The sequence below is a fragment of the Cellulomonas cellasea genome (genome assembly GCF_006538745.1).
Lineage (GTDB): Bacteria > Actinomycetota > Actinomycetes > Actinomycetales > Cellulomonadaceae > Cellulomonas_A > Cellulomonas_A cellasea.
Window position 1 is genome coordinate 256,380 of record NZ_BJLR01000017.1, and the last position, 23,893, is coordinate 280,272.

At 77.5% G+C, this 23,893-nt stretch carries 25 protein-coding genes and 1 pseudogene; 16 read left to right on the plus strand and 10 right to left on the minus strand.

Going from position 1 to position 23,893, the window contains the following annotated elements; translation table 11 throughout:
- Positions 1–80 precede the first annotated feature (80 nt).
- Complete coding sequence (locus CCE01nite_RS09990; RefSeq protein ID WP_141372271.1) at positions 81–383, plus strand: DUF6191 domain-containing protein; 303 nt, start codon at positions 81–83, stop codon at positions 381–383.
- Positions 384–518: 135 nt separating this feature from the next.
- Here the strand turns inward: CCE01nite_RS09990 and ligD are convergent.
- Positions 519–1,633 (minus strand): annotated as a pseudogene (gene ligD / locus CCE01nite_RS09995) (non-homologous end-joining DNA ligase).
- 239 nt (positions 1,634–1,872) lie between these two features.
- Between ligD and CCE01nite_RS10000 the strand changes: the two are divergent.
- The 3 genes from CCE01nite_RS10000 to CCE01nite_RS10010 all read left to right on the plus strand — a co-directional run bounded on the left by CCE01nite_RS10000 (position 1,873) and on the right by CCE01nite_RS10010 (position 3,500).
- Entirely contained in the window at positions 1,873–2,076 is a 204-nt protein-coding gene (locus tag CCE01nite_RS10000; protein WP_141372272.1) for a DUF1918 domain-containing protein, read from the plus strand.
- A 102-nt stretch (positions 2,077–2,178) separates the two neighbouring features.
- Positions 2,179–3,147: a hypothetical protein gene (locus CCE01nite_RS10005; protein WP_141372273.1), complete on the plus strand. Its 969-nt coding sequence runs from the start codon at positions 2,179–2,181 to the stop codon at positions 3,145–3,147.
- Entirely contained in the window at positions 3,147–3,500 is a 354-nt protein-coding gene (locus tag CCE01nite_RS10010; RefSeq protein WP_141372274.1) for a GntR family transcriptional regulator, read from the plus strand. Before CCE01nite_RS10005 ends, CCE01nite_RS10010 begins: the two co-directional genes overlap by 1 nt.
- 204 nt (positions 3,501–3,704) lie before the next feature.
- Here the strand turns inward: CCE01nite_RS10010 and CCE01nite_RS10015 are convergent, their stop codons facing one another.
- Positions 3,705–4,442, minus strand: coding sequence for an alpha/beta fold hydrolase (locus CCE01nite_RS10015; protein ID WP_246056407.1), 738 nt, complete (start codon positions 4,440–4,442; stop codon positions 3,705–3,707).
- A gap of 75 nt (positions 4,443–4,517) precedes the next feature.
- Here CCE01nite_RS10015 and purN point away from each other — a divergent pair, with 75 nt between their 5' ends.
- Entirely contained in the window at positions 4,518–5,150 is a 633-nt protein-coding gene (gene purN, locus CCE01nite_RS10020; protein ID WP_141372275.1) for a phosphoribosylglycinamide formyltransferase, read from the plus strand.
- 77 nt (positions 5,151–5,227) lie between these two features.
- Here the strand turns inward: purN and CCE01nite_RS22385 are convergent, their stop codons facing one another.
- Positions 5,228–8,263, minus strand: coding sequence for a helix-turn-helix transcriptional regulator (locus CCE01nite_RS22385; protein ID WP_281282380.1), 3,036 nt, complete (start codon positions 8,261–8,263; stop codon positions 5,228–5,230).
- Between the two features lie 440 nt (positions 8,264–8,703).
- Between CCE01nite_RS22385 and CCE01nite_RS10030 the strand changes: the two genes are divergently transcribed.
- The 4 genes from CCE01nite_RS10030 (at position 8,704) to CCE01nite_RS10045 (ending at position 11,616) form a co-directional block, all read left to right on the plus strand.
- Complete coding sequence (locus tag CCE01nite_RS10030) at positions 8,704–9,399, plus strand: HAD-IA family hydrolase (protein WP_141372276.1); 696 nt, start codon at positions 8,704–8,706, stop codon at positions 9,397–9,399.
- Between the two features lie 46 nt (positions 9,400–9,445).
- Positions 9,446–9,754 carry a hypothetical protein gene (locus CCE01nite_RS10035; protein WP_371861029.1) on the plus strand — a complete coding sequence of 103 codons (309 nt, stop codon included), beginning with the start codon at positions 9,446–9,448 and terminating at the stop codon, positions 9,752–9,754.
- A 40-nt stretch (positions 9,755–9,794) separates the two neighbouring features.
- A complete protein-coding gene (locus CCE01nite_RS10040) occupies positions 9,795–11,147 on the plus strand; it encodes an RDD family protein (protein WP_141372278.1) in 1,353 nt (450 codons plus the stop codon).
- 196 nt (positions 11,148–11,343) lie between these two features.
- Complete coding sequence (locus tag CCE01nite_RS10045; protein ID WP_034635345.1) at positions 11,344–11,616, plus strand: PspC domain-containing protein; 273 nt, start codon at positions 11,344–11,346, stop codon at positions 11,614–11,616.
- A 125-nt stretch (positions 11,617–11,741) separates the two neighbouring features.
- On the opposite strand, the gene CCE01nite_RS10050 is transcribed toward CCE01nite_RS10045, so the two are convergent.
- Positions 11,742–11,999, minus strand: a complete 258-nt coding sequence (locus CCE01nite_RS10050; RefSeq protein WP_034635342.1) for a hypothetical protein — start codon at positions 11,997–11,999, stop codon at positions 11,742–11,744.
- A gap of 97 nt (positions 12,000–12,096) precedes the next feature.
- Positions 12,097–13,086 (minus strand): aldo/keto reductase, encoded by a 990-nt coding sequence (locus CCE01nite_RS10055; protein WP_034635339.1) that lies wholly within the window; start codon positions 13,084–13,086, stop codon positions 12,097–12,099.
- Positions 13,087–13,303: 217 nt separating this feature from the next.
- Between CCE01nite_RS10055 and CCE01nite_RS10060 the strand changes: the two genes are divergently transcribed.
- Positions 13,304–13,753, plus strand: coding sequence for an ATP-binding protein (locus CCE01nite_RS10060; RefSeq protein WP_246056410.1), 450 nt, complete (start codon positions 13,304–13,306; stop codon positions 13,751–13,753).
- A 153-nt stretch (positions 13,754–13,906) separates the two neighbouring features.
- Entirely contained in the window at positions 13,907–14,182 is a 276-nt protein-coding gene (locus tag CCE01nite_RS10065; protein ID WP_034635336.1) for a hypothetical protein, read from the plus strand.
- On the opposite strand, the gene CCE01nite_RS10070 is transcribed toward CCE01nite_RS10065, so the two are convergent.
- From CCE01nite_RS10070 to CCE01nite_RS10080, 3 genes are all read right to left on the minus strand, one after another.
- Complete coding sequence (locus tag CCE01nite_RS10070) at positions 14,166–14,675, minus strand: hypothetical protein (RefSeq protein WP_141372279.1); 510 nt, start codon at positions 14,673–14,675, stop codon at positions 14,166–14,168. The genes CCE01nite_RS10065 and CCE01nite_RS10070 overlap by 17 nt on opposite strands.
- 165 nt (positions 14,676–14,840) lie before the next feature.
- Complete coding sequence (locus CCE01nite_RS10075) at positions 14,841–15,569, minus strand: glutamine amidotransferase (protein WP_034635330.1); 729 nt, start codon at positions 15,567–15,569, stop codon at positions 14,841–14,843.
- 207 nt (positions 15,570–15,776) lie between these two features.
- Positions 15,777–16,013, minus strand: coding sequence for a hypothetical protein (locus tag CCE01nite_RS10080; protein ID WP_034635327.1), 237 nt, complete (start codon positions 16,011–16,013; stop codon positions 15,777–15,779).
- Between the two features lie 145 nt (positions 16,014–16,158).
- On the opposite strand from CCE01nite_RS10080, the gene CCE01nite_RS10085 reads away from it, so the two are divergent.
- From CCE01nite_RS10085 to CCE01nite_RS10105, 5 genes are all read left to right on the plus strand, one after another.
- On the plus strand, positions 16,159–17,499 hold the full coding sequence (locus tag CCE01nite_RS10085) for a MinD/ParA family ATP-binding protein (RefSeq protein WP_034635323.1): 1,341 nt from the start codon (positions 16,159–16,161) through the stop codon (positions 17,497–17,499).
- Positions 17,500–17,613: 114 nt separating this feature from the next.
- Positions 17,614–18,171 carry an RNA polymerase sigma factor gene (locus CCE01nite_RS10090; RefSeq protein WP_034635320.1) on the plus strand — a complete coding sequence of 186 codons (558 nt, stop codon included), beginning with the start codon at positions 17,614–17,616 and terminating at the stop codon, positions 18,169–18,171.
- Positions 18,172–18,327: 156 nt separating this feature from the next.
- The gene (locus CCE01nite_RS10095; protein ID WP_141372280.1) at positions 18,328–19,944 is read left to right on the plus strand and encodes a hypothetical protein; all 1,617 of its coding nucleotides are present in this window, start codon (positions 18,328–18,330) and stop codon (positions 19,942–19,944) included.
- Positions 19,945–20,030: 86 nt separating this feature from the next.
- Positions 20,031–20,828: an alpha/beta fold hydrolase gene (locus CCE01nite_RS10100; protein ID WP_034631077.1), complete on the plus strand. Its 798-nt coding sequence runs from the start codon at positions 20,031–20,033 to the stop codon at positions 20,826–20,828.
- The gene (locus CCE01nite_RS10105) at positions 20,825–22,369 is read left to right on the plus strand and encodes a SpoIIE family protein phosphatase (protein WP_034631075.1); all 1,545 of its coding nucleotides are present in this window, start codon (positions 20,825–20,827) and stop codon (positions 22,367–22,369) included. The genes CCE01nite_RS10100 and CCE01nite_RS10105 overlap by 4 nt, the downstream gene beginning before the upstream one ends.
- A 42-nt stretch (positions 22,370–22,411) precedes the next feature.
- Here CCE01nite_RS10105 and CCE01nite_RS10110 read toward each other — a convergent pair whose 3' ends face one another.
- Both CCE01nite_RS10110 and CCE01nite_RS10115 read right to left on the minus strand, forming a co-directional pair.
- Positions 22,412–23,116 (minus strand): DUF6518 family protein, encoded by a 705-nt coding sequence (locus tag CCE01nite_RS10110; protein ID WP_034631072.1) that lies wholly within the window; start codon positions 23,114–23,116, stop codon positions 22,412–22,414.
- A 242-nt stretch (positions 23,117–23,358) separates the two neighbouring features.
- Entirely contained in the window at positions 23,359–23,742 is a 384-nt protein-coding gene (locus tag CCE01nite_RS10115) for an RNA-binding S4 domain-containing protein (RefSeq protein ID WP_034631101.1), read from the minus strand.
- Positions 23,743–23,893: the final 151 nt, after the last annotated feature.

A 23,893-nucleotide genomic window follows, 5' to 3' on the forward strand; every position in this document is an offset into this window, starting at 1 on the left:
GGCGACGTGCGCGTGCCGGAGGGCGCCTCGCCGCCGCGCCCTCCCTCGACCGGACCGCCACCCAGGCCTACGCTCGGCGGATGAGCAGCGGGTGGGTGGCCCTCGTGACCGTCGTGGTGCTGGTGGCGGTCGTCGCGGTGCTGCTCGAGCGCCTCAGCGCGCGCGGGTTGCGCGGGGCGCGCGGCAGCATGAGCGACGGGCTCGGTGCCGGGATGCTCGGCGAGCTCGTCGACGTGTTCCAGCCGAGCCGGACCCACCTCACGCAGGAGCGCGAGCGGCAGCGCACCGCGATCGCGCAGCGGCCGTCCGAGGCGCCGCCGTTCGACGTCGACCTCGACGCGGGCGTCGTGCGGATCACGCCGCCGCCCCCGCGCGCGGACTGACCGGGGGGGCGGCGCGGGCCCACCGCGGCCCGAGCGCGCGGACTGGACGCGGGCGTCCGGCGCGAGCCCACCGCGCCCGCGCGTGCGGTGGAGCCGCGAGGTCGACCGCGCGCCGCCGCGCCCGCGGCAGGGGCGTCAGTCCGCGGCGGGGGCGTCCCCGTCGGCGGCGGCCGCCGGGCGGTCCCGGTCGCGGCTCGGCTGCACGCGCTTGGGCTCGCCGGGCATCTTCGGGTACTCCGGCGGGTAGGGCAGGTCGCCGAGCCCGTGGTCGCGCTCGTCCTTGTCCGCGAGGTCGAGCAGCGGACGGATCGAGTACCCGTCGTCGGGCAGGCCGTTGCGGTCGGGGCCGAGCGGTGCGAACAGGTCGCCCACCTCGGCGAACCGCGCGGGCATCGACAGCACGTCGAAGTCGTCGGGGTGCACGTCCGGGACCTCGTCCCAGCGCAGCGGCGCGGACACCGTGGCCCGGGGGTTGGCGCGGATCGAGTACGCCGACGCGATGGTGCGGTCGCGCGCCATCTGGTTGTAGTCGACGAAGATCTTGGACCCGCGCTCCTCCTTCCACCACTTCGTGGTGACGTGGTCGGGGAGCCGCCGCTCGAGCTCGCGCCGACGGCGATCGTCGCGCGGCGGGCCTGCGTGAACGTCCAGTGCGCCTGGATCGGCACGAAGACGTGCAGCCCGCGCCCACCCGACGTCTTCGGGAACCCCTGCAGCCCGTGCTCCTCGAGGATCGCCCGGAGCTCGGGGGCGACGCGCGCGGCGTCCGCGTAGTCGGTGCCCGGCTGCGGGTCGAGGTCGATGCGCAGCTGGTCGGGGGCGTCGACGTCGGCGCGCAGGACCGGCCACGGGTGGAACGTCAGGGTGCCCATGTTGGCGGCCCACGCGACGACGGCGAGCTCGGTCGGGCACACCTCGTCGGCGGTGCGTCCGCTCGGGAACGCGATGGTGCACGTCTCGACGTAGTCGGGGGCGCCCTGGGGCACGCGCTTCTGGAAGAACGCGTCGCCCGTCGAGTCGGTGCGCGTCGAGAGCCGGGCGCCCTCGAAGACGCCCTTGGGCCAGCGCTCGAGCGTCGTCGGACGCTCCTGCAGCGCCCCGAGGATCCCGGCGCCGACCGTCACGAAGTACTGCACGACGTCGAGCTTCGTGAGCCCGCGCTGCGGGAACACGAGACGGTCCGGGCTGGTGACCCGCACGGTCCGGCCCTCGACCTCGAGCTCGACCGCGGGTGTCTTCGACGGCGCCATGCGCCTCACCGTAGACGCGGGCGCCCACGGGCGCACCGGTTCGCGGGGGACCGCACACGCGCGCCGGGACCGCCGTCCGGGCCGCTCGACCTGCGCGGACGCCGGCCCCGGCGCGTGGCGGCCCGCCGCCGGGGCCACATCCTCCCGCACGGGCAGCCCGTCCGTCCCTCGGCGAGGTTCCGCGGGCGACCCGGCACGCGCATGATGGGAGGGCACCCGCTCGTGAGAGGAGACGTGCCATGAGAGCGGCCGTAGGGGACCTGATCGTGAGCCGGCCGGCGGTCGTCGGCGGTCACGTGCGCGAGGGCGTCGTCGTCGAGCTGCGCCACCCGGACGGCCAGCCGCCGTTCGTCGTCGAGTGGTCGGACACGGGGGAGCGCACGCTCGTCTTCCCAGGGCCGGACACGAAGGTCGAGCGGCACGCGGAGGGCTCCGGCGCCTGACCGTGCCCGCGCTTGTCTGTCGCAGGTTTGTACCGCTAGAGTGACACAAACGCGATACAAACTGTCCGGGGTCACCTCCGGACCGCGACGGAGGAGCAGCGCATGCAGTCCACGCTCGTGCTCGCAGCGTTCACCACGGTGTGCGCGCTCGCGCTGCTGGCGCACAGCCTCGTCCGCCGGTTCGTCCGGGACGCCGTGCGCCGCACCGCGCTCCAGGTCGACCTCCCGCTCGACGAGGCGACCGAGCGGCTCGTCGTGGGGCGGTTCCGGCGCCGCGAGCGCTGGGCCGGGACCGGCGCGCTGCTCGGCGGGCTGCTGCCGCTGGCGTTCCTGCTGCCGGGGGACGACGGCGCCGCGCTGCTCGGCGCGACGGGCGGCGACCTGCGCGGGTTCGCGGTGCTCCTCGGCTTCTTCGCCGGCACCGCCGCCGGGCTCGGCCTGCTCGCCTGGCGCGAGACGATCCGCCCCGTCGACGAGCCCGGCCCGCGGGTCGCGCGCGCGAGCGTCCCGGTCGTCGAGGACTACGTCACCCCGCACGAGCGGCGGGGCGCGTGGGTCCTCGCCGGGGCGGGCGTCGCCGTCACCGCGTGGGCCGGGCTGCGGGAGGGCCCCGGTCTGCCGGGGGCGCTCGTCGCGCTCGGCATCGCCGTGCCCGTCGCCGCCGTCGTCGTGACCGAGGTGCTCCTGCGGCGCCTCGTGGCGGCCCGCCAGGCGGCGACGACCCCGCTCGCGCTCGCGTGGGACGACGTGCTGCGCGCCCGCACCGCCCGGGACCTCGTGACCGTGCCGCTCACCGCGGGCGCGTATCTTCCGCTCGTGATCACGTCGCGTGCCGAGGCGGTCGGGAGCCTGCCCGACGGCGTCTCGCTGGTCCTGGTGCTCGCGATGCTCGTCACGGCGGGCGTCAGCGCGCTGCTCGACCCGCGCGGGCACGTGCGCCGCCGCCTGTGGCCGCAGCCGCCCGCCCCGTCCGTCGCCCCACCGTCGGTGACGCCACCGTCCGGCCCCGCGTCGCCGGCCGCCGGTCCCTCGGTCCCCGGCCCGCGGCCCGGGGCCGCCGGGGCGCTGTGATGCTCGTCGTCGACCCCGCGTCGCACGTGCCGCCCTACGAGCAGGTGCGCAGCCAGCTCGCGGCGCAGGCGGAGGAGGGCACGCTCGCGCCCGGGCACCGGCTGCCGACGGTGCGCCGCCTCGCCGACGACTTGGGCCTCGCCGTCAACACCGTCGCGCGCGCCTACCGCGAGCTCGAGCAGGCCGGGGTCGTCGAGACGCGCGGGCGGCTCGGGACGTTCGTGGCCGTGCGCGGCGCGGACCGCGAGCGGGAGGCGTCGATCGCCGCGCGCGAGTACGTGCGCCGCACGCGCGAGCTCGGGCTCTCGGTCGAGGACCTCGTGCGCGTCGTCCGCCGGGAGGCGGAGGCCTGACGTCGGGCGGCGTGCTGCGCCCGAGGGCGGGGCGCGCGTGCGCAGGGTCGACGTCAGGCGGCTGCCGGCGGCCGGGGGACCACGAGGCGTGCCTACGCCCGGGCGTCGCCGGGTGGCCGGGTGGCCGACGACGGCTGGGCGGCCGTCGCGCGCACGCGGCGCTCGCGCTCCCGGGGCGCCGTCAGGCCGTGGCGGCGCCCGCGGTCACGCGGCCGGGGCGAGGTGCGCGACGGCGGCGCGCTCGGGCAGCCGCAGCTCGTGCATCGCGCCGAGCAGCACCCGGTTGAACGCGGCGGGTGCGTGGCTGTTCACGTCGTGCCCCGCGCGCGGCACCACGGTGAGCCGGGTCCCCGGGCGGGCGCTGACGTAGCGGCGCTCGTCGAGGCGCAGCGGGTCGCGACGCCCGTTGACCAGCCACACCGGGACGTGCACGCGGCGCAGGTCCGAGAGCGGGGAGTACCCGCGCACCGCCGCGAGCATGTCCGTCACGACGTGCCACGTGCCGCCGCCGATCCGCAGCGCGCCCGTCACGTGGTGCGCGAGCCGCCGGTACGCGCCGAGCGGCTTGCCGCGCAGCTCCGTCGAGCAGCCCGCGAGCAGCACGCCCGCGAGCTTGTGCGGGTGACGCGCCGCGTACGCGAGCGACATGTAGCCGCCCAGCGAGAGGCCCACGAGCAGCGGCGGGACGTCGCAGGACGCGACGGCGTCGTCGATCGTCGCGAGCGCGCCGGAGAGCGTGAACCGCTCGTGCGCGCGCAGGCCGTGGCCGGGCAGGTCGACGGCGATCGTGCGGTGGCCGTGGCGGCTGAGCGCGCTGACCTGGTGCGTCCAGATCGCGGACGACGTACGGACACCGTGGACGAGGACGACGGGACGCGTGATGGGGGGCTCTTCTCGGAGAGGCGCGCGGCGGTGCGCGGGGGAAACGGGGCCGATCTCCACGGTAACCCCGGGCGTCCGTGAACGGGGGGTGAACTGCCTCACGCCGGGCGGCGGCCGGTCCCTAGGGTGGTGCGCATGTCGGATCCCGCAGGCCCGCCCGTGCGCATCGCGATCCTCGGCTCGGGGGCCGGGACCACGGCCGCCGCCGTCCTGGACGCGACCCGGACCTCGGCCGACGCCGACGTGTGCCTCGTGATCAGCAACAACAGCGGGGCCGGCGTCCTCGAGCACGCCCGGACCCGCGGCGTCGCGACCCTGCACCTCAGCGGCCGCACCCATCCCGACGCGGGCGAGCTCGACGCGGCGATGGCCGAGGCGCTCGCCGCCGGCGGGACCGAGCTCGTCGTGCTCGCGGGGTACATGAAGAAGCTCGGGCCGCGGGTGCTCGCGGAGCACGCCGGCCGGGTCGTCAACACGCACCCGGCGCTGCTGCCCGCGTACGGCGGGACGGGGATGTACGGCGACCGGGTCCATGCGGCGGTGCTCGCCGACGGCGCGACCGTCACGGGGGCCTCCGTGCACGTCGTCACGGCGGAGTACGACGAGGGTCCGGTGCTCGCGCAGCGGCAGGTGCCCGTCGAGCCGGACGACGACGTCGAGAGCCTGCGCACGCGCGTGCAGGCGGCCGAGAAGGAGCTGCTGGTGGCGTGGCTCCTGGGGTACTGCGCGGCCGAGCGGCGCGGCTCGACGGACGACGCGGGCCGCTGACGGCGCCGGCCGCCCGGGACCGCCGGGCCGCGGCCGGAGGGTGCCCCGGGCGGGGCGGCTCCTCCCGTGCGGTCGCGTCAGGTCTCGTCGAGCAGCCCGCGCCGGTGCGCGAGCGTCGCGGCCTCGGTGCGCCCGGACGCCCCGAGCTTGGCGAGCAGGTTCGACACGTGCACGCTCACGGTCTTGGCGCTGATGAAGAGCTCCTCGCCGATCTGCCGGTTCGACAGCCCGCGGGAGACGAGCCGCAGCACCTCCACCTCGCGTGCGGTCAGGACGTCGGACCCGGGCCCGCGCACCCCGGGCAGGTCGAGCCGCCCGCGGCGCGCGAGGTCCCGGACGGCGCGCGCGAGCGGCTCGGCCCCCATCGCCTCGGCCTCGGCGAGCGCGACGCGCAGGCGCTCGGTCGCCGCCGCGCGGTCGCCCGCGTCGAGCAGCGCACCGGCCCAGCGCCACTCGCACCGGGCGACCTCGTAGCGGTACCCGTACGCGTAGGCGTCGCGAGCCGCCTGCCACAGGGTGGGGTCGTCGGCCCCCAGCAACCGCGCGTGCTCGGCGTGCGCGCGCGCGAGCCACGCCCGGCCCTCGGGCCCGAGCCGCCCGCCGCGCGGCCGTCCGCGCTCGGCGACCCGCGTCGCGCGCGCGAGCAGCGCGGTGCCGTGCTCGACGAGGGCCGTGGCGTCGCCCCCGACGAGCCGGCGGCCGTGCGCGTCGTCGGCGAGCGCGGCGATCGTGAGCGCCGCGAGCCAGATGGCGCCGAGGAACGTCTCGCTCCACGTGCGCCCCAGGTGGTCGATGAGCCGCTGGCCGACCGACGCCGCCTCGTCGACGTCCCCCGCCCAGGTCAGCGCGTCGATGAGGCAGCCGCCGCTGAGCAGCGCGATCTGCGCGTCGCGCTCCCAGCCCGGCTCGAACGCGCGGCCGCGGGCGACCGCGTCCGCGTCCCCGCGGGCGACCGCCGCGTACAGCCCGACCGCCGCCATGAGCCCCGGCTGGAGCTCGATGAGCGGCTCGCTGCCGAGGCGCGGGGGCGTGAGGTCGCCGAGCGCGTAGCGGACGAGCTCGCCGAAGAAGCGCAGCGCGACGCCGAACTCCGTCCAGGCGAGCCCCGTCGCCGCGGACTCGTCGAGCCCGCGCGCGAGGACGCGGGACGCCTCCGCGAGCTGGCCGTCGTAGTAGAGGGTCGTCGCGAGGTTGTACGTGCAGCGCTGCGCGGTCACGAGGTCGCCCGCGTCGCGCGCCCGGCGCTCGGCGGTCGCGAGCAGCTCCGCGGCGTGCGCGGGGTCGTCGACGACGAGCACCGCGAGGGTCGCGAGCGCGTCGGACTCTGCGGCGGCCTCGCCGTGCTCCCGCGCGACCTCGACGGCCCGGGTGGCCGAGACGCGGGCGTCGTCGTCGCGGTCGGCGGTGAGCGACGCGCGGGCGTGCGTCGCGAGCACCCACGCGAGCTGACGCGGCTCGGGGTCGTCCTCGAGCGCCTGGGCCGCGTGGCGCAGGGCCTCGAGCTCGTGGTCCGCCGCGAGCAGGTGACGTGCGAGCGCGGTGCGCAGGGCGACGCGGCGGCGCGGGTCGTCCTCGGCTGCCGCGACGGCCTCCCGCGCGAGCGTGATCGCGCGCTCGACCTGCCCGGACCGGCTCGCCGCGTCGGCGGCCCGCTCGAGGACGTCGACCCGCTCGGCGCCCACGAGGGCCTGCGCGTCCGGCACCGACTCCCACAGCCGCAGCACCGTCTCGAGGTGCCGCAGCTCCTCGGCGGGCGCGAGCACGCACGCGGCGTCCTGCGCGGCACGCCACGAGCCCTCGACCGCGACGGGCAGGTCGTGCGACTCGAGCGCGTGCACCACGAGGCGCGAGAGCGGCCCGAGCGACGGGTCGGCGCGCAGCGCCCGGAGGTAGGCACGGTGCAGCGCGACCTGCTCGCCGGGCAGCAGGTCGGTGTACACGGCCTCGGCGAGCAGCGCGTGCCGGAACGCGATCCGCCCCTCCTCGCCCACAAGCACGTGGTGCGCGACCGCCTCCCGGAGCGCGTCGTCGAGCGACAGCGACCCGAACCCCGCCTCCCGGTCCGCCGCGACGGCCCGCAGCAGCGGCTCCGTGACCCGGCGTCCCGCGACGGACGCGATGCGCGCGAGCTGCTGGACCGCCGGGTCGAGGTGCTCGAGGCGTGCGCGCAGCATGTCCGCGAGGGTCCACGGCAGCGTCTCCGGCCCCGACCGCGTGTCGAGCAGCTCCTCCGCGAAGTACGCGTTGCCCTCCGAGCGCTCGGCGACGCGGAGCAGGTCCGCCTCGGGCAGCGGGTGCCCGACGAAGGCCGTCGCGAAGTCGCGCAGCTCGTCGCGCGTGAAGGCGGGCAGGTCGATGCGCTCGACGCGCGGGTGCCGGGACATCTCGGCGAGCATCGGGCGCAGCGGGTGGCGCCGGTGCAGGTCGTCGGTCCGGTAGCTCGCGACCACGAGGAGGTGCTCGTCGCGCAGGCGCGCCACGAGGAAGCGCAGCACGTCCCGGCTCGACGCGTCCGCCCAGTGCAGGTCCTCGATCACGAGCAGCAGCGGCGCCCCGGGCCGGCCGACCGCGCCGAGCACCGCGGCGATGCCGTCGAACAGCTGGAGCCGGCCCGCCTGGTCCTCGCCGGGCGCCGGGTCGCGCGCGTCGTCCGGCGGCGCCCCCTGCTCGCCACCGGCCCGACCGCCGCCCGCGCCGTCCTCCGCTGCGCCGCCCGCAGGCCCCCCGCTCGTACGGCCACCGACCGCGGCGCCCGCGAGCAGCCCCGCGCCGCGCCGCGCCGGCACGAGCCGCGTGAGCACGGGCCGCGCGTCGACCGCCGGCTCGACGACCTCCGGGACCTGGTCCCGCAGCCGGGCGAGCGCCTCCGCGAACGGCAGGTACGGCAGGCCGATCTCGCCGAGGTCGACGCAGTGCACCGTCACGACCGTCGCGCCCGCCTCCTCGGCGAGCTCGGCGGCACGGCGCAGCAGCCGCGTCTTGCCGACCCCGGCGTCCGCGCCCAGCAGCCCGGCGCCGGGCTGCCCCGCACCGGCGCGGTCGAGCGCGTCCGTGAGCCGCCGGACCTCGTCGGCCCGGGCGACGAACGGGGTGGTCATCGCGCTGCGTGCCATGCCCCCGATCCTGGCAGGTGCCACCCACGGCCCGGCCGCGCCCCGGCGGCCGTGCGTGCCCGCGTCCGGGTGCCGCGCTGGTCGGCCACGGCCGGCCCCCGCCGCCCCGCCCCGCCCGAGCGCGACGCCGCGCGCAGCCGCTCGGCCCGGTAGGCCACCTCGGCGTCGAGCGCCGGTCCCCACATCGCGTTCATGACTGCTCCCTCTCCGTCGGCGGGACCCGCTCCCGCACGACCTCCACGCTGGTCCTGAGGGGGGTGCGGCCGGATCGGTCGGTCGACCGGTCGTGCGCACGGGATCGCGGCTGAGGAGCCTCTGAGGTACCTCAGACGGGACCCGCGCACGCCTGAGGCCCCGGCTCCGGCGGTCGCCCGCCACCTGTGCCGGCGCCGCGACCAGCCGGTTCGGCCCCGGCGCGCGGCCCGTGACACCCTCGGGTCATGCCCCTGTCGACCGCCGCCCCGGGTTCCGTGCTGTTCGGAGGTGCGACGTTCGACGCCGTGCTCTTCGACATGGACGGCACCCTCATCTCCTCGCTCGCCTCGGTCATGCGGAGCTGGACGCGGCTCGCGCACGAGTTCGCGATCGACGACGTGCGCGTGCGCGAGTTCCGGTTCCACGGCGTGCCGGCGCGGGACATCGTCGACACCCTGCTCGCCGCCCGCGAGCCCGAGGAGCGCGCCCGGGCGCTGCGCCGCATCGTCGAGCTCGAGGTCACCGACACGGGCGACATCGAGGTGCTGCCCGGCGCCGCGGAGGCGCTCGCCGCGCTCGCGGGCACCGGGCGCAGCGCGATCGTCACGTCGTGCGACCGGACGCTCGCGTCGGCCCGGCTCGCGGCCACCGGGCTCGCGGTCCCGGAGGTCGTGGTGACCGCAGACGACGTGGCGCGAGGCAAGCCCGACCCCGAGCCGTACGTGCTCGGCGCGCAGCGGCTCGGCGTCGACCCCGCGCGCTGCCTCGTCGTCGAGGACGCCGCCGCGGGGCTCGACTCGGGCCGCGACGCGGGTGCGGCGACGCTCGCGCTCGCGACGCAGTCCCACGGCGACGCGCTGACCGCCGACGTCGTCGTCCCCGACCTCGGCGCCGTGCGCTTCGAGGTGTCCGGGGCCGGCGTGCGCGTCCTCGCCGTCTGACCCGCCGCCCGACCGGACCGGCCGCCCCGACGTGCCCTCGTACCGCGTGACGCTCGGCGTCGGGCTCCTGCGCGGGTCGACGGCGCCCGAGGACGTGCTGCCCGCCGCCGCGGGCGCGGCCCGCGCGCTCGCGACCGTCGAGGCGTACGACCTCGGCGTCGTGCGCGGGCGCGCCCGCATCACCGTGCGGTTCACCGCCGACGACGACCCCGCCGCGCTGCACGTCGCCGGGGCCGTGACCCGCACCGTCACGGACCTCGCGACCGTCGACGGGCCCCAGGTCACGCGCCGCTGGGGCAGCCGCTGGTACCCGCTGCGCGCGGACGGCCGGATCCCGAGGCCGCCGGTCGGGTGATCCGCCCCCGCAGGCGGCCGACCTGCGCCAGGATGACCGGATGACCACCGCAGGGGGCGGCGGGGCGACCGGCGGCAGGCCGCCGACGCCCGCGCGCGCCGACGCGCACCCCGACGAGCCGCACCCCGACGAGGCGCATCCCGACGAGGCGCATCCCGACGAGGCGCACCCCGACGAGGCGCACCCCGACGAGGCGCACCCCGATCAGCCGCGGGCGCCCGCCGCGGGCCCCCACGCGCCGGGCTCCGACCGGGCGACCGACGACGTGCCGGGTCCCGACCGCGACGGCTCCCGCGCCGCGCCGCCGGCGACCGGGGTGGCGATCGCCTGGCCGGACGCCGACGGTCCCGAGGCGCGCCTCCGGTGGGCGCGCGAGGGCGGACCCCGCTACGCGTCGTGGGGCTCGCGCGTCGTCGCGCACCTGCTCGACACCGCGGTCCTCGGGGCGGTCACCTACCTCACGCTCCCGGTCCAGCCGGTCGCCGCACCGACCCCCGCACCGTTCTTCGGCCCGGCGGACGGCACGGCGGGTCCCGCGGGCTGGACGGACAGCCCGTGGGTCGTCCTGACCGTCGCCGTCCTCGCGCTGATGCAGGCCTACGTCGGGTCGACGCCCGGCAAGCTCGTCCTCGGGATCGCGGTCGTCCGCGACTCCGACGGGCGCCCCGTCGGCCTCGGCCGCACGGTCGTGCGCTGGTTCGCGCACCTGCTCGACGCCATCGTCTACGTCGGGTACCTGCGGCCCGCGTGGCACCCCGAGCGGCGCACGTTCGCGGACAGCCTGCTCTCGACCGTGGTGGTCCCGCGGGCCGACGCCCGCACGCCGGGGTGGTGGACCGGCGGCCGGGCGCGCGCAGGCGTCGCGGCGGCCGCGGTCGGGTGCGTCGCCGCGGCGGTGTTCCAGCTCGGCCCGGCGACGTTCTCGTCGTCGGGCACCTGGACCTCGGACTGCATGGTCCCGGGCACCGCGGGGTCGGCCGGCCCGGCGGCGGGCGGGAGCGTCGTCGTCGAGCACGGCGCCGGCTCCGTCGTCCGGTGGGGCGTCACGCGCCGCCAGGTCGAGCGCGACGGGTGGGTCGAGGTGCGGTGGGAGCGGACGGGCGCCGTCGCGGCCCCCGGGGCGTACCGGCTCGAGGTCGCCCGGCCCGACGGCACGGGAGCGCGCACCTTCCAGGTCGACGTCCTCGCGGCCGCCGCGGACGGCTCGGCGGAGCTCGAGAACCGCGGTGCACCGATCGAGGACTTCTGGGTCGAGGACGCGAGCGTCGTGGCCCGCTTCTCGCCGACGACGTTCGAGGACCTCGGCGACGCGTGGGAGTGGACCCTGACGAGCGACGCCGGGGGCGTCGTCACGGGGCCGTGCCGGGGGACCGCCGAGCGGTGGCCCGCCTGACGGCTCCGGCGGGAGCGAGGCGCCCGCTGCGCGTACGACGCGGCGCGGCGGTCAGGGCCTGGCCGGGGGAGCGGTCAGGGCGGCGTCAGGGCAGGGTCCGGGTCCGGTCAGGGCAGGTCCCCGATGCGCGCCGGGGGCCCGCGGGCGCACCGTGGAGGTGTCAGAGCGACACCCCACGAACGAAGGAACGTGCACCGTGACCAGCATCCACGAGACCCTCGGCCGCGACGGCCTCATCCGCCCCGTCCAGGGCCGCGTCCTCGGCGGCGTGTGCGCCGGGCTCGGCCGCCGGTTCGGGCTCGACCCCTGGCCCGCGCGTCTGCTCTTCCTGCTCGTCCTCATGGTGATCCCGGGCAGCCAGCTCATCGTCTACCCCGTGCTGTGGATCCTCATGCCGTCCGAGGACAAGCTCGCCCGCGTGCACGCCGGCTACCCCGCGCCGGGCGTCCCGACGCCCCCCGTCGCCTGAGCCCGCGCACCGCACGAGCCGGCGCACCGCACGAGCCGGCGCACGGCCCTGGCCGGCGCACCGCACGGGCCGCCGCGACGCCGAGCCCGCGCACCGCAGGAGCCCGACGCCCGCGCGGACGGCGGTCAGCGCTCGGTGACGTCGAGCTCGAACTCGAACCCGTCGAGCAGCTCCGCCGCGTGGCGCTGCGCGACGCCGGTCGCCGTCTCGAGGTCCGGTGCCTCGCCCGGGACCGTGAACGTCACGGGGCCGGGCAGCGGCGCACCGGGGAGCGCGGCCTCGTCGGCGACGTCGTCGACGGCCCCCAGCGCGTCGGCCATGCCGGCGCGGGTGTCGTCGTCGGGCACGTCCTGGACGGTGATGCGGGCGAGGTAGTCGGGCACCGGACCATCGTGCTGCACGGCGCCGACACGGCTCAGCCCCAAGCCACGCCGTCGGGCCGAGGGCACGCGGACGGGCCGTCAGCCCGACCGCACGCGGTCAGCCCGACCCGCGGCCGAGCAGCAGCTCGATCTCCCCGTGCACCGCCGCGTCGAGCGGCCCGGCCGCGAGCGCGCCCACGTTCTCCTCGACCTGGCGCACGTCGCGGAAGCCGGGCAGCGGGACGGCGCGCTCGTCGTGCGCCCAGATCCACCCGAGCGCCCCCTGCGCGAGCGTGCGGCCGTCCGCGGTGAGCGCCTCACGGACGGCGTCGAGGCGCTCGAGCATCTCGGGGGCCGGCGAGCCGCCCGAGAACCAGCGCATCCACTCGGGCTCGCGCCCCCGCACGTCGTCCGCGGGCAGGCGGCTCGCCGCGGTGTACCGCCCGCCGAGCAGGCCCATCGCGAGCGGGGAGCGCACGAGCACGCCGAGGTCGTGGCGCTCGGCCAGGGCGAGCATCGGCGCGTTGTCGTCGAGCACGTTGAGCTGGATCTGCACCACCGCGAGGTGCGGCGCCTGGGCGAGCACCTCGACCTCGTCGGGGTCGTCCGTGCTGACGCCCCACCAGCGCACGAGCCCGTCGTCCACGAGCGCCTCGAGCGTCGCCGCGAGCTCCTCCGCGACCGCGGCGCCGGCCGACGGGGTGTGCAGCTGGTAGACGTCGACGTGGTCGCGCCCGAGCCGGCGCAGCGAGGCGTGCAGCGCGTCGCGCACGTACCCGGGGGAGACGTCGACGCCCGTGAGCTGCCGCGTCGCGGGGTCGATCGTGTTGCCGAACTTGGTGGCGACGAGCACGTCGGGGTGCGCCGCGAGCACCGGGGCGAGCAGCTCCTCGCTGCGGCCCGCGCCGTAGGCGTCGGCGGTGTCGAGCAGCGTCACGCCGAGCTCGATGCCGCGGTGCAGCGCCCGCGTCGCCTCGTCCTCGTCGACCCCCGCGTAGCCGAGCGGCTGGTCGCCGCTCGCCATCCGGCCGCCGAGCGCCCAGCAGCCCAGGCCGAGCGCGCTGGTGTCGAGACCGGACCGTCCGAGGCGGCGTCGCAGCGTGGTCATGGGTCCAGGCTGCCACGGCCGGGACCCCGGCGGCAGCCCGGCAGCGGCCCGGCAGCGGCCCGGCAGCGGCGCTCGTCGCGCCATCGCGGACGGGCGCCGCTTGACCAGGTGATGGCCGCCGCATGGCGAGGTGATGGCACGTCTGCGGCACCCGGCTCACCGGATCGGGTCGCGCGTTCACCCGGCGAACTCCGGCTCGGTCAGGCACAGTGGACCGGTGGGCGATGTCAGGGAGCTGCGGAGCGCTGCGAGCGCGCGACGTCAGGATGCCCGCGCACACACCGTCGAGCTGGTCCTGACCCCCGAGCGCGCGGCCCCCCGCGCGGCGCGGCACTGGATCATGCGGACCATCGCCGAGGCGGGTGTGCACGGTGTCTCGAACCAGGTCATCGAGCTCCTCGCGGGCGAGGTCGTCGCCAACGCGGTGCTGCACGGGCCGCCCGACGGCGAGATCCGCGTCGAGGTCCGCATCGACGGCGAGGCCGTCAGGGTGTCCGTGACCGACGAGAGCCCGGACCGCCCCCGCGTCCTGCACCCGGCGCCCACCGCCGCGAGCGGCCGTGGCATGGCGCTCGTCGCCGCGCTGTCGACCGCGTGGGGCATCGAGCGACGCGAGCCGGGCGGCAAGACCGTGTGGTTCACGGTCGACCCCGAGGCCGAGCGCTAGGACGGGTCCGCCGGTCGCCCGGCGCGGTCCTGGACGCCCGTCCGAGTGAATCCCGGCGCGCGCCGGGGTGCCGTCGTCGTCCGCTCCTCAGCATCGGGCGCGCCGTGCCGATGCCCTCCTCGTCACCGTGGACGACCGACGAGGAGGGCCCTGATGGCTGCGCACGAGACCGCCGTGCCGGAGTGGAAGCTCAACCGGGAGTCCGAGACCCTCCGGGAGCGCGCCAAGCGCGCCATCCTCGTCTGGGGCCTCGTCGTCGGCGTGGGTGCCGCGGCCGCGGTCGCGTCCTACGCCTCGGCGCTGCAGACCCTCGGGACGGCGCTGTCCATGACCGCGGTCCTCGCGGGCGGGTTCATGCTGCTGCGCGGTGTGCGGGACTGGGCGACGGCGGACCGCCGGGCCGAGGAGAGGCTCAGCCGCGCCGGTTGAGCTGCGCGCGGGCGTGGCGCACGCGCAGGGCGAGCCCGAGCGCGATCCCGGCGAGGACGACCCCCGCGAGCCCGGCCCCGAGGAGCAGCGGCAGGCGCGACGGCCGGTCGGTGAGCACCACGTCGTACGGGCTGTCCTTCTCGTAGCGGACCGCGATCCGGGAGCCGGCCTCGATGCCCGCGGTGGTCGGGACGTCGAGCGCGATCGTCGGTCCCTCCGGGTCGAGGTCTTGCACCGCGGTGACGGAGCCGTCGCCGACGTCCTGCACGACGACCCAGCCGTACTCGGCCTCCGCCTCGAACGCGACGTCGCGCACGCCGACCAGGACGCTGCCGGCGACGAGGGCGAGCGCGAGGACCCCGAGCAGGACGGGCAGCCAGGCCGGCGTCGTGGAGCGGGCGGGGGCGGCGGAGCTGGACGAGACCGGTGCGGGCGTCGGCGTCACGGTCGGGACGCCGCGGGAGGCGGTGGACAGCTCTCGGCGGGTCACCACGGTGCTGGGCTCCTCGGGTCGGCTCGCGTCGGTGCGGCGCCGACGCCTCGCCGCGACGTGCGCGCGGCGAGGCGAAGTTAGCCACCTGCCGGGCCCGGAACAATGGGTACCGATCGGTAACAATCGGGACGAGCCGTCTCGAATCGATTCGTCAGCCGCTCGCGCTCACCCGAAGAGCCGCACGAAGTTCCGCAGGATCGTCGGGGGGTGCGTGACGGCGACCCGGCGCACCCGTTCCTCGACCCGGTACGCGTCCTCCGGCGGGAAGTACCCGGCGTGCCGGTAGACCTCGATCCGCGTGACGATCCCCTCGACGTCGAGCTCCGGGTGGAACTGCGTCGCGTACAGGTGCTCCCGCACGCGGAACATCTGCACGGGGCACGTGGCCGACGACGCGAGCAGCACCGCGTGCGCGGGAAGCGTCCGGCACGCCTCCCGGTGCCCGACGAACGCCTCGAACGTCCGCGGGACGCCCTCGAGCAGCGGGTCCTCCGCGCCGGCGTCGGTCAGCGTGACCTCGACCGAGCCGATCTCCTCGGCGTACGTGCCGTCGATCACCGCCCCCTGGTGCGCGCCGAGCGTCCCGACGCCGTAGCACGCGCCGAGGAACGGGTGGTCGCGCGCGACGATCTCGTCGAGCAGCGGGACGAGCTCGGCCTCGACGCGGTGCTGCACCGCGGACTTCCGCTCGGGCGGGTCCGCGGAGTTGAACGGGCTCCCGCCGACGAGGACCCCGGCGTACCGGTCGAGGTCGATGGGCGGCAGCGGGCCGGCTTCCATCCGGACGCGGTGCAGGCGCTCGGGCGTGAGCCCGCCGTACCGGAGCATCGCGGCGTACTCGCCGTCGGCAGCGGGGTCGTCGGCGCGGGACGCGAGCAGGAGGAACGGCCGCACGCCACGAGCGTAGGGGTGGTCGTCGGGACCGGCGCGGGCAGGCGCGGGCGGGAGCGGCTGTCGCCGTCGGTCGTCCCGGCGCGACGCCGGGTCGTGAAGGACCGTCGGGTGCGACGCGAGGTCGTGCGGACCGTCGGGCGCGACGCCCGGTCGTGCGGACCGTCGGGTGCGACGCCCGGTCGGTGGACGCTCGGCGCGCCCGGGGGGTCAGCAGGCGTGCTCGGCCGGCTCCGTGGTGCCGGTCGCGACCCAGCGCGTCCCGGCGCCGAGCCCGCCCTCGACGAGGCCGAGGCGCGGACCGAGCTGCCGGGGAGCGGCGTACTCGGGCGGCGGCCCGCCCGCGAAGCAGCGGCACGCGCCGTCCACGTGCACGAGCGACGCGTACGGCCGCGCGGCGCACGGCACCGCGGCCGGGCTCCCGGTGCGCATCGCCGACATCGTCATGCCCTCTCTATCGGAACCGCTTCGACACCCGTGAGGAGAGGCGGGGGTGGAGTCCGATACCGGACCATCGGGCACACTTGGGCACGTCAGGGCGATGCGGCGTAGGTTCGTGCCTGGCGTGACCGTCGACGAAAGAGGCCGACCCATGAGCGAGAGCAGTGCGCTGACGGCAGACCCGTCACCCGGTCCGTCCGTCGTGCAGGCAGTGGTCCGGGCGGACGGGACCGCGGAGGTCGTCGTCGACGGCTCCGTGCGCCGCGTGGCCCTCGGCAGCGTCGCCGAGGCGGGCGCCGCCGTGACCGGTCTGGTCGCCGAGATCGCCGCCGGCCTCGGGCGCCCCGTCCCCGCGACGGTCGAGGACCCCGACGGCGTCTGGTCCCTCCTGATCCACCCCGACGGCAGCGTCGAGGAGGCGCCGACCGCGCTCGCCGACGCGTCGTCGGGCGCGACCCCCGCCGTCCCCGCGCCCGCGACCGAGACGCGCGCCCCCGCCGAGGAGCGCACGCGCACCCGCACCGGCGAGCACCGGACCGTCGCCGCGGCCGGTCAGGCGCCGACGCTCGACGACCTGCTCGCGACCCGCCGCCGCACCGCGCAGCAGGGCGCCGCGCACCATGGCTGGCAGGCGGGCCTCCGGCGCGTCACCGGCGGGCTCGTCTCGCCCGCACCGGGCCGTGCCGAGCGCGCCCGTCGCGGCGCGATCGAGTCGGTCCAGCGCAGCCTCGACGGCCCGAAGACGATCGTCGTGATCAACCCCAAGGGCGGCGCGCACAAGACGACCGCGACCCTGCTCATGGCCGCGACGTTCGGCATCCACCGCGGCGGGTACACCCTCGCGTGGGACAACAACGAGACCCGCGGCACCCTGGGCTGGCGCTCGACGCACGCCCGGCACTCGAACACCGCGGTCAACCTGCTCCAGGACATCGGCCGGTTCACCGACCTGGCGTCGGCGCGGGTCGGGGACCTCGACAGCTACGTGCGCTCGCAGGGCCGCTCGCAGTTCGACGTCCTGGCCTCCGACGAGGACGCCGCCTCGGCCGCCTCGGTCGACGCGCAGGGCTTCACGTCGCTGCACACCGCGCTCTCGCGGTTCTACCGGGTCATGGTCATCGACACCGGCAACAACATGCGCGCGTCGAACTGGCAGGCCGCGATCGACGCCGCCGACCAGCTCGTCATCGTCTCGACCGTCCGTGAGGACACCGCGCAGTCCGCGGCGTGGGCGATCGACGCGCTCCGGGCGACCGGGCACGCCGAGATGGTGCGCCACGCGGTCACGGTGCTCTCCGCGCCCGAGCCCAAGGTCGACAAGCACCTGCGCAAGCGGCTGCACGAGCACTTCGGCGCGCTGACCCGCGCGGTGCTCGACGTCCCGCACGACAAGCGGCTCATCCCCGGCGGGCCCATCGAGTACGACGGCCTGCACCGCCGCACCCGGGACGCGTGGCTGCAGGTGACCGCGACGGTGGCCGACGGGCTCTGACCCGCCGGCGTCCGACGGGTCCGCCCGGCTGTGCAAGGCGGCCGGGCGACGCGACACAGTGCGGGTACAGGCACCCGTCCGCCCGTGACGCGCCACCGAGCCCCAGGAGCACCCGTGCAGCCCCGGACCAGCCCGAGCCCGGACGTCCCCGTCGACCCGGACCGCCCCGCGGCGCAGCCGTTCGCGGGCCCGCGGGACGACGCGTGGTTCGAGGAGCTGTTCCGGGCGCACGCCACCGCGGTGCTGCGCTACCTCGTGCGGCGCGGCGCGCGCGGTGACGCCGAGGACCTCGCGGCGGACGTGCTCGCGACCGCGTGGCGGCGGCGGGCCGACGTGCCGCTCGGCGCGGAGCTGCCCTGGCTCTACCGCACCGCGGGCTTCGTCCTCGCGAACCACCGGCGCAAGGGCCGCCCCGTGCCGGTGGGCGACGTGCCGGACGTCGCGGCCGACGACGACCCAGCCGAGCTCGCGGTGACCGACGAGCGCGTGCGCGAGGTGCTGGGCGCCCTGAGCCCGCGCGACCGGCGCGTGCTGCTGCTCAACGCGTGGGAGGGGCTCACGGGCGACGCGCTCGCGGACGTGCTCGGGATCTCGCGCGGGGGAGCCGACGCGGCGCTCTCGCGGGCGCGGGCCCGGCTGCGCGAGGCGTGGGCGGACGCCCCCGAGGCGTAGCGGCTCGTCCTGCGCACGGCGACGCGTCCCGCCGCGCGGCGGTACCGCGGCGGACCGGTCGGGGCGAGCCCGGACGGTGGACGGTGCAAGGCGCGGGGCCCTGGGGACACAGACGGGGTAGCAGCACGCCACCGCCGCGCACCCGAGGAGAGCACCATGACGTCGACCCCGACCGGCCCGACCGGCCCCGACGACGCGACCCGCCCGAGCGGCCGGGGCGACGCAACAGGCGCGACCGCCGACGACTCCGCCGCCCGCCGCACCCCCGACCCGGTCGATGACCCGGGGTCCTCCGCGTCGCGCGAGCCCGTGCCCGACGTCGCGTTCGACCGCGTGCGCGCGGCGGACCCCGCGGCGTCGACCGTCGCGGACCTCCCGGCCCTGCGGCAGGCCGTCACGTCCCGGGCCGCCGGCGACGCGTCCGGCGTGCGCGACCTCGGCGCCGCCCGGGAGGCGCGCGCCGCACGTCGGCCGGCCCGCTGGCTCCAGGTCGCGGCGGCCGTCGCGGGTGCCGCGGTGATCGGCTCGGGCGCCTACGCGCTCGGCCGGGGCGACGCACCGACCCCGGCGGCGGCGCCGATCACGCTGGACCCGGCCGGCCGGGCGGCGGCCCCGGCCTCGGGCGCCGAGTCGATGGCGATGGACGAGAGCGTCGCGGACACGAAGATGATCGCGCCGGGCTTCTGGGGCCGCACGGTGTTCACGGGCTCGGGCCTGTCCGAGGAGGGCGGGTCCGCGCGCGCCTGGACGTTCGACCCGGCGTCGGTGTTCTCGCAGGAGACCGCGGAGCGGGTCGCGGGCGTGCTCGGCGTCGAGGGCGGCGCGACGCGGCAGTGGGGCGCGTGGACGGTCGGCGCGCAGGACGGCACCGGCCCGAACCTCCAGCTCCAGCCCGACGGGCTCGCGAGCCTCAGCTACTCCGACCCGACGCGGGACCCGTGGGCGTGCGTGCGGTCGGCCCCCGAGACCCCGGACGTCGGCCGCGCCGAGCCGGGCACCGACGCCGGCGCCGCGGACCCGGGGACGGGCGTCGCGGAGCAGGGGACGGACGTCGCCGAGCCGGACGGGCCGGCGACGAGCGGGTCCGCCGACGGCGCCCTCGGCCCGGACGGGCCCGCCCCGGCGCCCTGCGCCCCGGAGGGGTCAGCCCCGAGTGGCGACGACGCGAGCGCGCAGACCCGGGACCTGCTCGGGCGGCTCGGCGTCGACGCGGCCGGCTACGAGCTCGAGGTCGCGAGCGACACCGGGCAGCCCGCGGCGACGACGGTCTACGCCCACCAGGTGCTCGACGGGCAGCGCAGCGGCGTGTCGTGGAGCCTGACGTTCGTCGCCGACGGCGTCCAGGCCCTGTACGGCTCGCTCGCCCCGGTCGTCGAGCTCGGCGAGTACGACGTCGTGAGCCCGGCCGCCGCGGTCGAACGGCTCATGGACCCGCGCTTCGGGTCCTCGCCGATGGGGGTCATGCCGCTCGCGGAGCAGGCACGCGCCGCTCTGGAGCAGCCGATGATCGCGACCGAGGACCTCGACGCGGCCGTGTCGCCCGACGGCGCCGGGCAGGAGCCGACGGTCCCGCCGCTGACCCCGGCGGGCTCGCCCGTCTCGTGGCCGGTCCAGGAGGTCACGCTGACGTCGGCGCGGCTCGGGCTGGCGATGGTCGCGCAGGCCGACGGGTCGAGCGTGCTGGTGCCGAGCTACGAGCTCACCGACGACGAGGGCAGCGCGTGGAGCGTCGTCGCGCTCACGGACGACGGGCTCGACTTCGCGGCGCGCTGACCTGGAGCGCGGTGCGGGCGAGGGACGTCCGGGCGGCCCCGGTGTGGCCCCGTGCGGGTGCCCGGGGCCGCACGTACCCTGTCGCGGTGGACGTCCTGACCCGGAACAACGTCGAGGTGCGCGGCCGTGCCGACGGTCCGCTGATGCTCCTGGTGCACGGCTTCGGGTGCGACCAGGGCATGTGGCGGTACGTCGTGCCCGCGTTCGAGGACACCCACCGGGTCGTGCTCATGGACCACGTCGGCGCGGGCGGCTCCGACGCCTCGGCGTACGACCCGGCGCGGCACGGGCGGCTCGACGGGTACGCGCGTGACGTCCTCGAGGTGATCGAGGCGCTGCACGCGGGGCCGGCGGTGCTCGTGGGGCACTCGGTCAGCGCGATGATCGGCGTGCTCGCCGCGGTCGCACGCCCCGACCTGGTGGACCGGCTCGTGCTCGTCGGCCCGAGCCCGCGCTACGTCGACGACGACGGGTACACGGGCGGCTTCACGCAGGACGAGATCGACGAGCTGCTCGACACGATGGACGACAACTACCTGGGCTGGTCGGCGCACATCGCCCCCGTCATCATGGGCCGGCCCGACCGGCCCGAGCTCGGCGAGGAGCTGACGAGCAGCTTCTGCCGCTCGGACCCCGCGATCGCCCGGTCCTTCGCCCGCACGACGTTCCTCTCGGACAACCGCGCCGACCTGCCCCGCTGCACGGTCCCCGCGCTCGTCGTGCAGTGCCGCGACGACGTGATCGCCCCCGCGGCGGTCGGGGAGTACGTGCGCGACCACCTGCCGCGCAGCGACTACGTGCTGCTCGACGCCGTCGGGCACTGCCCGAACCTCAGCGCCCCCGACCAGCTCGTCGCCGCGATGCGGCGCTACCTGGCGGCATGACGGCCGGCCCGGCGGACGCGTGGCGGTCGTCGCCGTCGGGCCTGCTCGTGCTCGACGCGGACGGGACGGTCGCCGGCGCGAACGACACGTTCCTCGACTGGGTCGGGCGCGCGCGCGGCGACGTCGTCGGGCGGGTCCGCCTGAGCGAGCTGCTGTCGGTCGGCGGCCGGATCTACTGGGAGACGCACCTCGCGCCGATGCTGCACGTCGACGGCCGGGCCGACGAGGTCGCGCTCGAGCTGCGCACGCCGTCGGGGCGGATGCCCGTGCTGCTCACCGCGGTCGTCGAGCGGACCGGCGCCGGCGAGGGCGTCCGGGTGCACGCGGCCCTGTCGAGCGCGCGCGAGCGGTCCCGGTACGAGCGCGAGCTGCTCGCGGCGCGGCGGGCCGCGGACCGGGCGGCCGACCAGGTGCGCGTGCTGCAGCGGGCCACGTCCGCGCTCTCCCGGGCGACCGGGATCCGGGGCGTCGCGCACGCGGTGCTGGACGCGGCCGTCGCCGACCTCGGGGCACGCGCGGCGACGCTGTGGCTCGCGGACGGCTCGGGGGCGCTGCGGCTGCACGGGTCGCTCGGGGAGCGGACGAACGAGGTCGGCGGACTGCCGTCCGACCCCGTGCTCCGGCAGCGCCAGGCCGTGCCCGACGGGGACCGCGTCGTCGTCCCGCTGCACGGCCAGGCCGGACTGCAGGGCGTGCTCGCGCTCGTCCCGCGCGACGACCCGGGCGCCGAGCCGCTGCCGCTCGAGGTCGTCACCGCGCTCGGCGAGCAGGCGGGGCTCGCACTGCACCGCGCCGAGCTGTACGAGCACAGCGCCACCGTTGCGCACGAGCTGCAGCACTCGCTGCTCGCGCACGACCCGCCCGTCGACCCGCGGTTCGAGGTGACGACCGCCTACCGGCCGGGCGTCGAGGCGCTCGACGTGGGCGGGGACTGGCACGACGCGTTCCTCGCGGACGACAGCGTGCTCTCGGTGGTCGTCGGGGACGTCGTCGGGCGGGGCCTCGGGGCCGCCAGCGCGATGGGCCAGGTCCGCAGCGCAATCCGCGCGGTCGCTGGCCCGGGCGTCGGCCCCGCGCGCCTCGTGCAGCGGCTCGACCGGTTCGTGGACCAGGTCCCCACCGCGGCGATGGCGACGATGGCGTACGTCGAGGTCGAGCTCGCGACCGGGCACGCGCGGTACGTGTGCGCGGGGCACCTGCCGCCGCTGCTGGTCCGGGCCCGCGGCGGCGCGGAGCTGCTGTGGGGCGGGCGCTCGACGCCGCTGGGCGTGCGGATCCCCGGGCGGGAGCGGCGCGAGGGGACGTTCGAGCTCACGCCCGGCGACCGGCTGCTGCTGTACACCGACGGTCTCGTCGAGCGACGCCACCGGCTGCTCGAGGAGAGCCTCGAGGGGCTCGCGGTCGCGGCGGCGGGCCTGCGCGACGAGCCGCCCGGCGCCGCGGTCCCCGCGCTGGTGCAGCGCCTGCTGCGCGACGAGCGCGGGCGCGACGACGTGTGCGTGCTGCTGCTGGGTTGGCACGGCGGTCCGGCCGCGGGCTGAGCCGTCGCGTGCACGGACGGGCGCCGGGGCGTGCCGCCGGGGTCAGACCGGGAGCAGGTTGAGCACGAGGTAGGCGGTGAGCCCGAGCGCCGTCGCGGGCACGAGGGCCACGGCGGCGTGCGCCCGCTCGCGCGGCGTGCGCCCGACGAGCAGCGGGGCCCCGATGCCCAGCACGACCATCGTCAGGCCCTCGGGCACCTGGTCGGCGAAGACGAACGTCCGCACGAGGCCCTCGTAGCAGAGCACCCCGCCGAGCACCGCCGCCGCGGCGATGCGCTGCCGCGTCGCACCGAAGCGGCACCACGCGCCCGCGGTCCCGAAGACGACGCCGCCGACGACCGCGCTGAGCGACCAGAACACGAGGTAGCCGGTGCTGTGCGGGACGCCCTGGAGCGACGCGGCGGCCGCCCAGCCGCCGGTGAGCGCGAGCAGCGTGATGACGCCGACGAGCCCGGGGGCCACGCGGCCGGTCACGCGCGAGCCGAGGCCCGCCCCGATCAGGCTCCACACGGCGACCGACGTGGCGACGGTGCTCCACGCGCCGGGCAGGACGCCCTGGAGCACCTGCGTCGTGACGCCCAGGAACAGCCCGCCGACGAGCGCGAGCGCGATGCCGACGAGCGGGTCCAGCGGCTCGTCGGCAGGGAGCGGCGCCGGTGCGCGGGTCGGGGTCGTCCGGACGGCGGGGCCGCGGCGCACGGCGGCAGCGCGGGCGTGCGACCGGTCGAGGGGCGAGATCACCGTCATACCCGCCAGTCCACCGGTGCGCGGGGTCGCGGGGCATCCGCCTGTGGTCGCGGCGGAGACGCGAAACATCCTCCCCAGGGTGCACAACCTCTCGGCCGTGCGGTGCGTTGGGGTACGGGCGGGGCCGCGACACCGGGGGAGGGCTGCGCGGCTCGGACCCCGAGGCGCTCCGCGTCCGACGCCGCTCGGAGCGTCGCAGCCGCAGGCGTGCGGAGCTGCACGCACCACACGGCGGCCCCGGGTCAGTGCCCGCGGAACTTCTCGATCTCGCGCCGCTCGCGCTTCGTCGGCCGCCCCGCACCGCGGTCCCGGGTCGGCACGAACGCGATCTCGGTCGGCTTCGGCGGGGGAGGCGTGCGGTCCACGAGGACGTCCGCGACGAGCGCCGCCCCGACGCGCTTCTCGATGACCCGCGCCACCTCGACGATCCGCTCGATCCCGCCCTCGCGCACGCGCACCTCGTCGCCGACCTTGACCTGCGTCGCCGGCTTGGCGCGGTCGCCGTTGACCTTGACGTGCCCCGACCGGATCGCGGCGGCGGCGAGCGCGCGCGTCCGGAACAGCCGCACGGCCCAGGTCCAGCGGTCGACGCGCGTCGCTACCGGCGCGGTCGTCGGCGCGCTCACGGGGTGCCGCCGCGCGCCGTGCCGCCGAGGTGAGCCGTCATGCACCCAGCGTGCCACCTCGGTCGCGGGACGGGCCGCGCGCGCGGCGCCCCAGCACGGGACCGGGACGCGAGGACGCCCGCGGCGTCACCGGTGTCCCGTAGCGTGCCGT

What these genes read in the sequence shown, in the direction of transcription:
- CCE01nite_RS09990 (WP_141372271.1), top strand. Translation starts at nt 81, where the DNA reads ATGAGCAGCGGGTGGGTGGCCCTCGTGACCGTCGTGGTGCTGGTGGCG.
- CCE01nite_RS10000 (WP_141372272.1), top strand. Translation starts at nt 1,873, where the DNA reads ATGAGAGCGGCCGTAGGGGACCTGATCGTGAGCCGGCCGGCGGTCGTC.
- CCE01nite_RS10005 (WP_141372273.1), top strand. Translation starts at nt 2,179, where the DNA reads ATGCAGTCCACGCTCGTGCTCGCAGCGTTCACCACGGTGTGCGCGCTC.
- CCE01nite_RS10010 (WP_141372274.1), top strand. Translation starts at nt 3,147, where the DNA reads ATGCTCGTCGTCGACCCCGCGTCGCACGTGCCGCCCTACGAGCAGGTG.
- purN (WP_141372275.1), top strand. Translation starts at nt 4,518, where the DNA reads ATGTCGGATCCCGCAGGCCCGCCCGTGCGCATCGCGATCCTCGGCTCG.
- CCE01nite_RS22385 (WP_281282380.1), bottom strand. Translation starts at nt 8,263, where the DNA reads ATGGCACGCAGCGCGATGACCACCCCGTTCGTCGCCCGGGCCGACGAG.
- CCE01nite_RS10030 (WP_141372276.1), top strand. Translation starts at nt 8,704, where the DNA reads ATGCCCCTGTCGACCGCCGCCCCGGGTTCCGTGCTGTTCGGAGGTGCG.
- CCE01nite_RS10040 (WP_141372278.1), top strand. Translation starts at nt 9,795, where the DNA reads ATGACCACCGCAGGGGGCGGCGGGGCGACCGGCGGCAGGCCGCCGACG.
- CCE01nite_RS10055 (WP_034635339.1), bottom strand. Translation starts at nt 13,086, where the DNA reads ATGACCACGCTGCGACGCCGCCTCGGACGGTCCGGTCTCGACACCAGC.
- CCE01nite_RS10065 (WP_034635336.1), top strand. Translation starts at nt 13,907, where the DNA reads ATGGCTGCGCACGAGACCGCCGTGCCGGAGTGGAAGCTCAACCGGGAG.
- CCE01nite_RS10080 (WP_034635327.1), bottom strand. Translation starts at nt 16,013, where the DNA reads ATGACGATGTCGGCGATGCGCACCGGGAGCCCGGCCGCGGTGCCGTGC.
- CCE01nite_RS10085 (WP_034635323.1), top strand. Translation starts at nt 16,159, where the DNA reads ATGAGCGAGAGCAGTGCGCTGACGGCAGACCCGTCACCCGGTCCGTCC.
- CCE01nite_RS10095 (WP_141372280.1), top strand. Translation starts at nt 18,328, where the DNA reads ATGACGTCGACCCCGACCGGCCCGACCGGCCCCGACGACGCGACCCGC.
- CCE01nite_RS10105 (WP_034631075.1), top strand. Translation starts at nt 20,825, where the DNA reads ATGACGGCCGGCCCGGCGGACGCGTGGCGGTCGTCGCCGTCGGGCCTG.
- CCE01nite_RS10110 (WP_034631072.1), bottom strand. Translation starts at nt 23,116, where the DNA reads ATGACGGTGATCTCGCCCCTCGACCGGTCGCACGCCCGCGCTGCCGCC.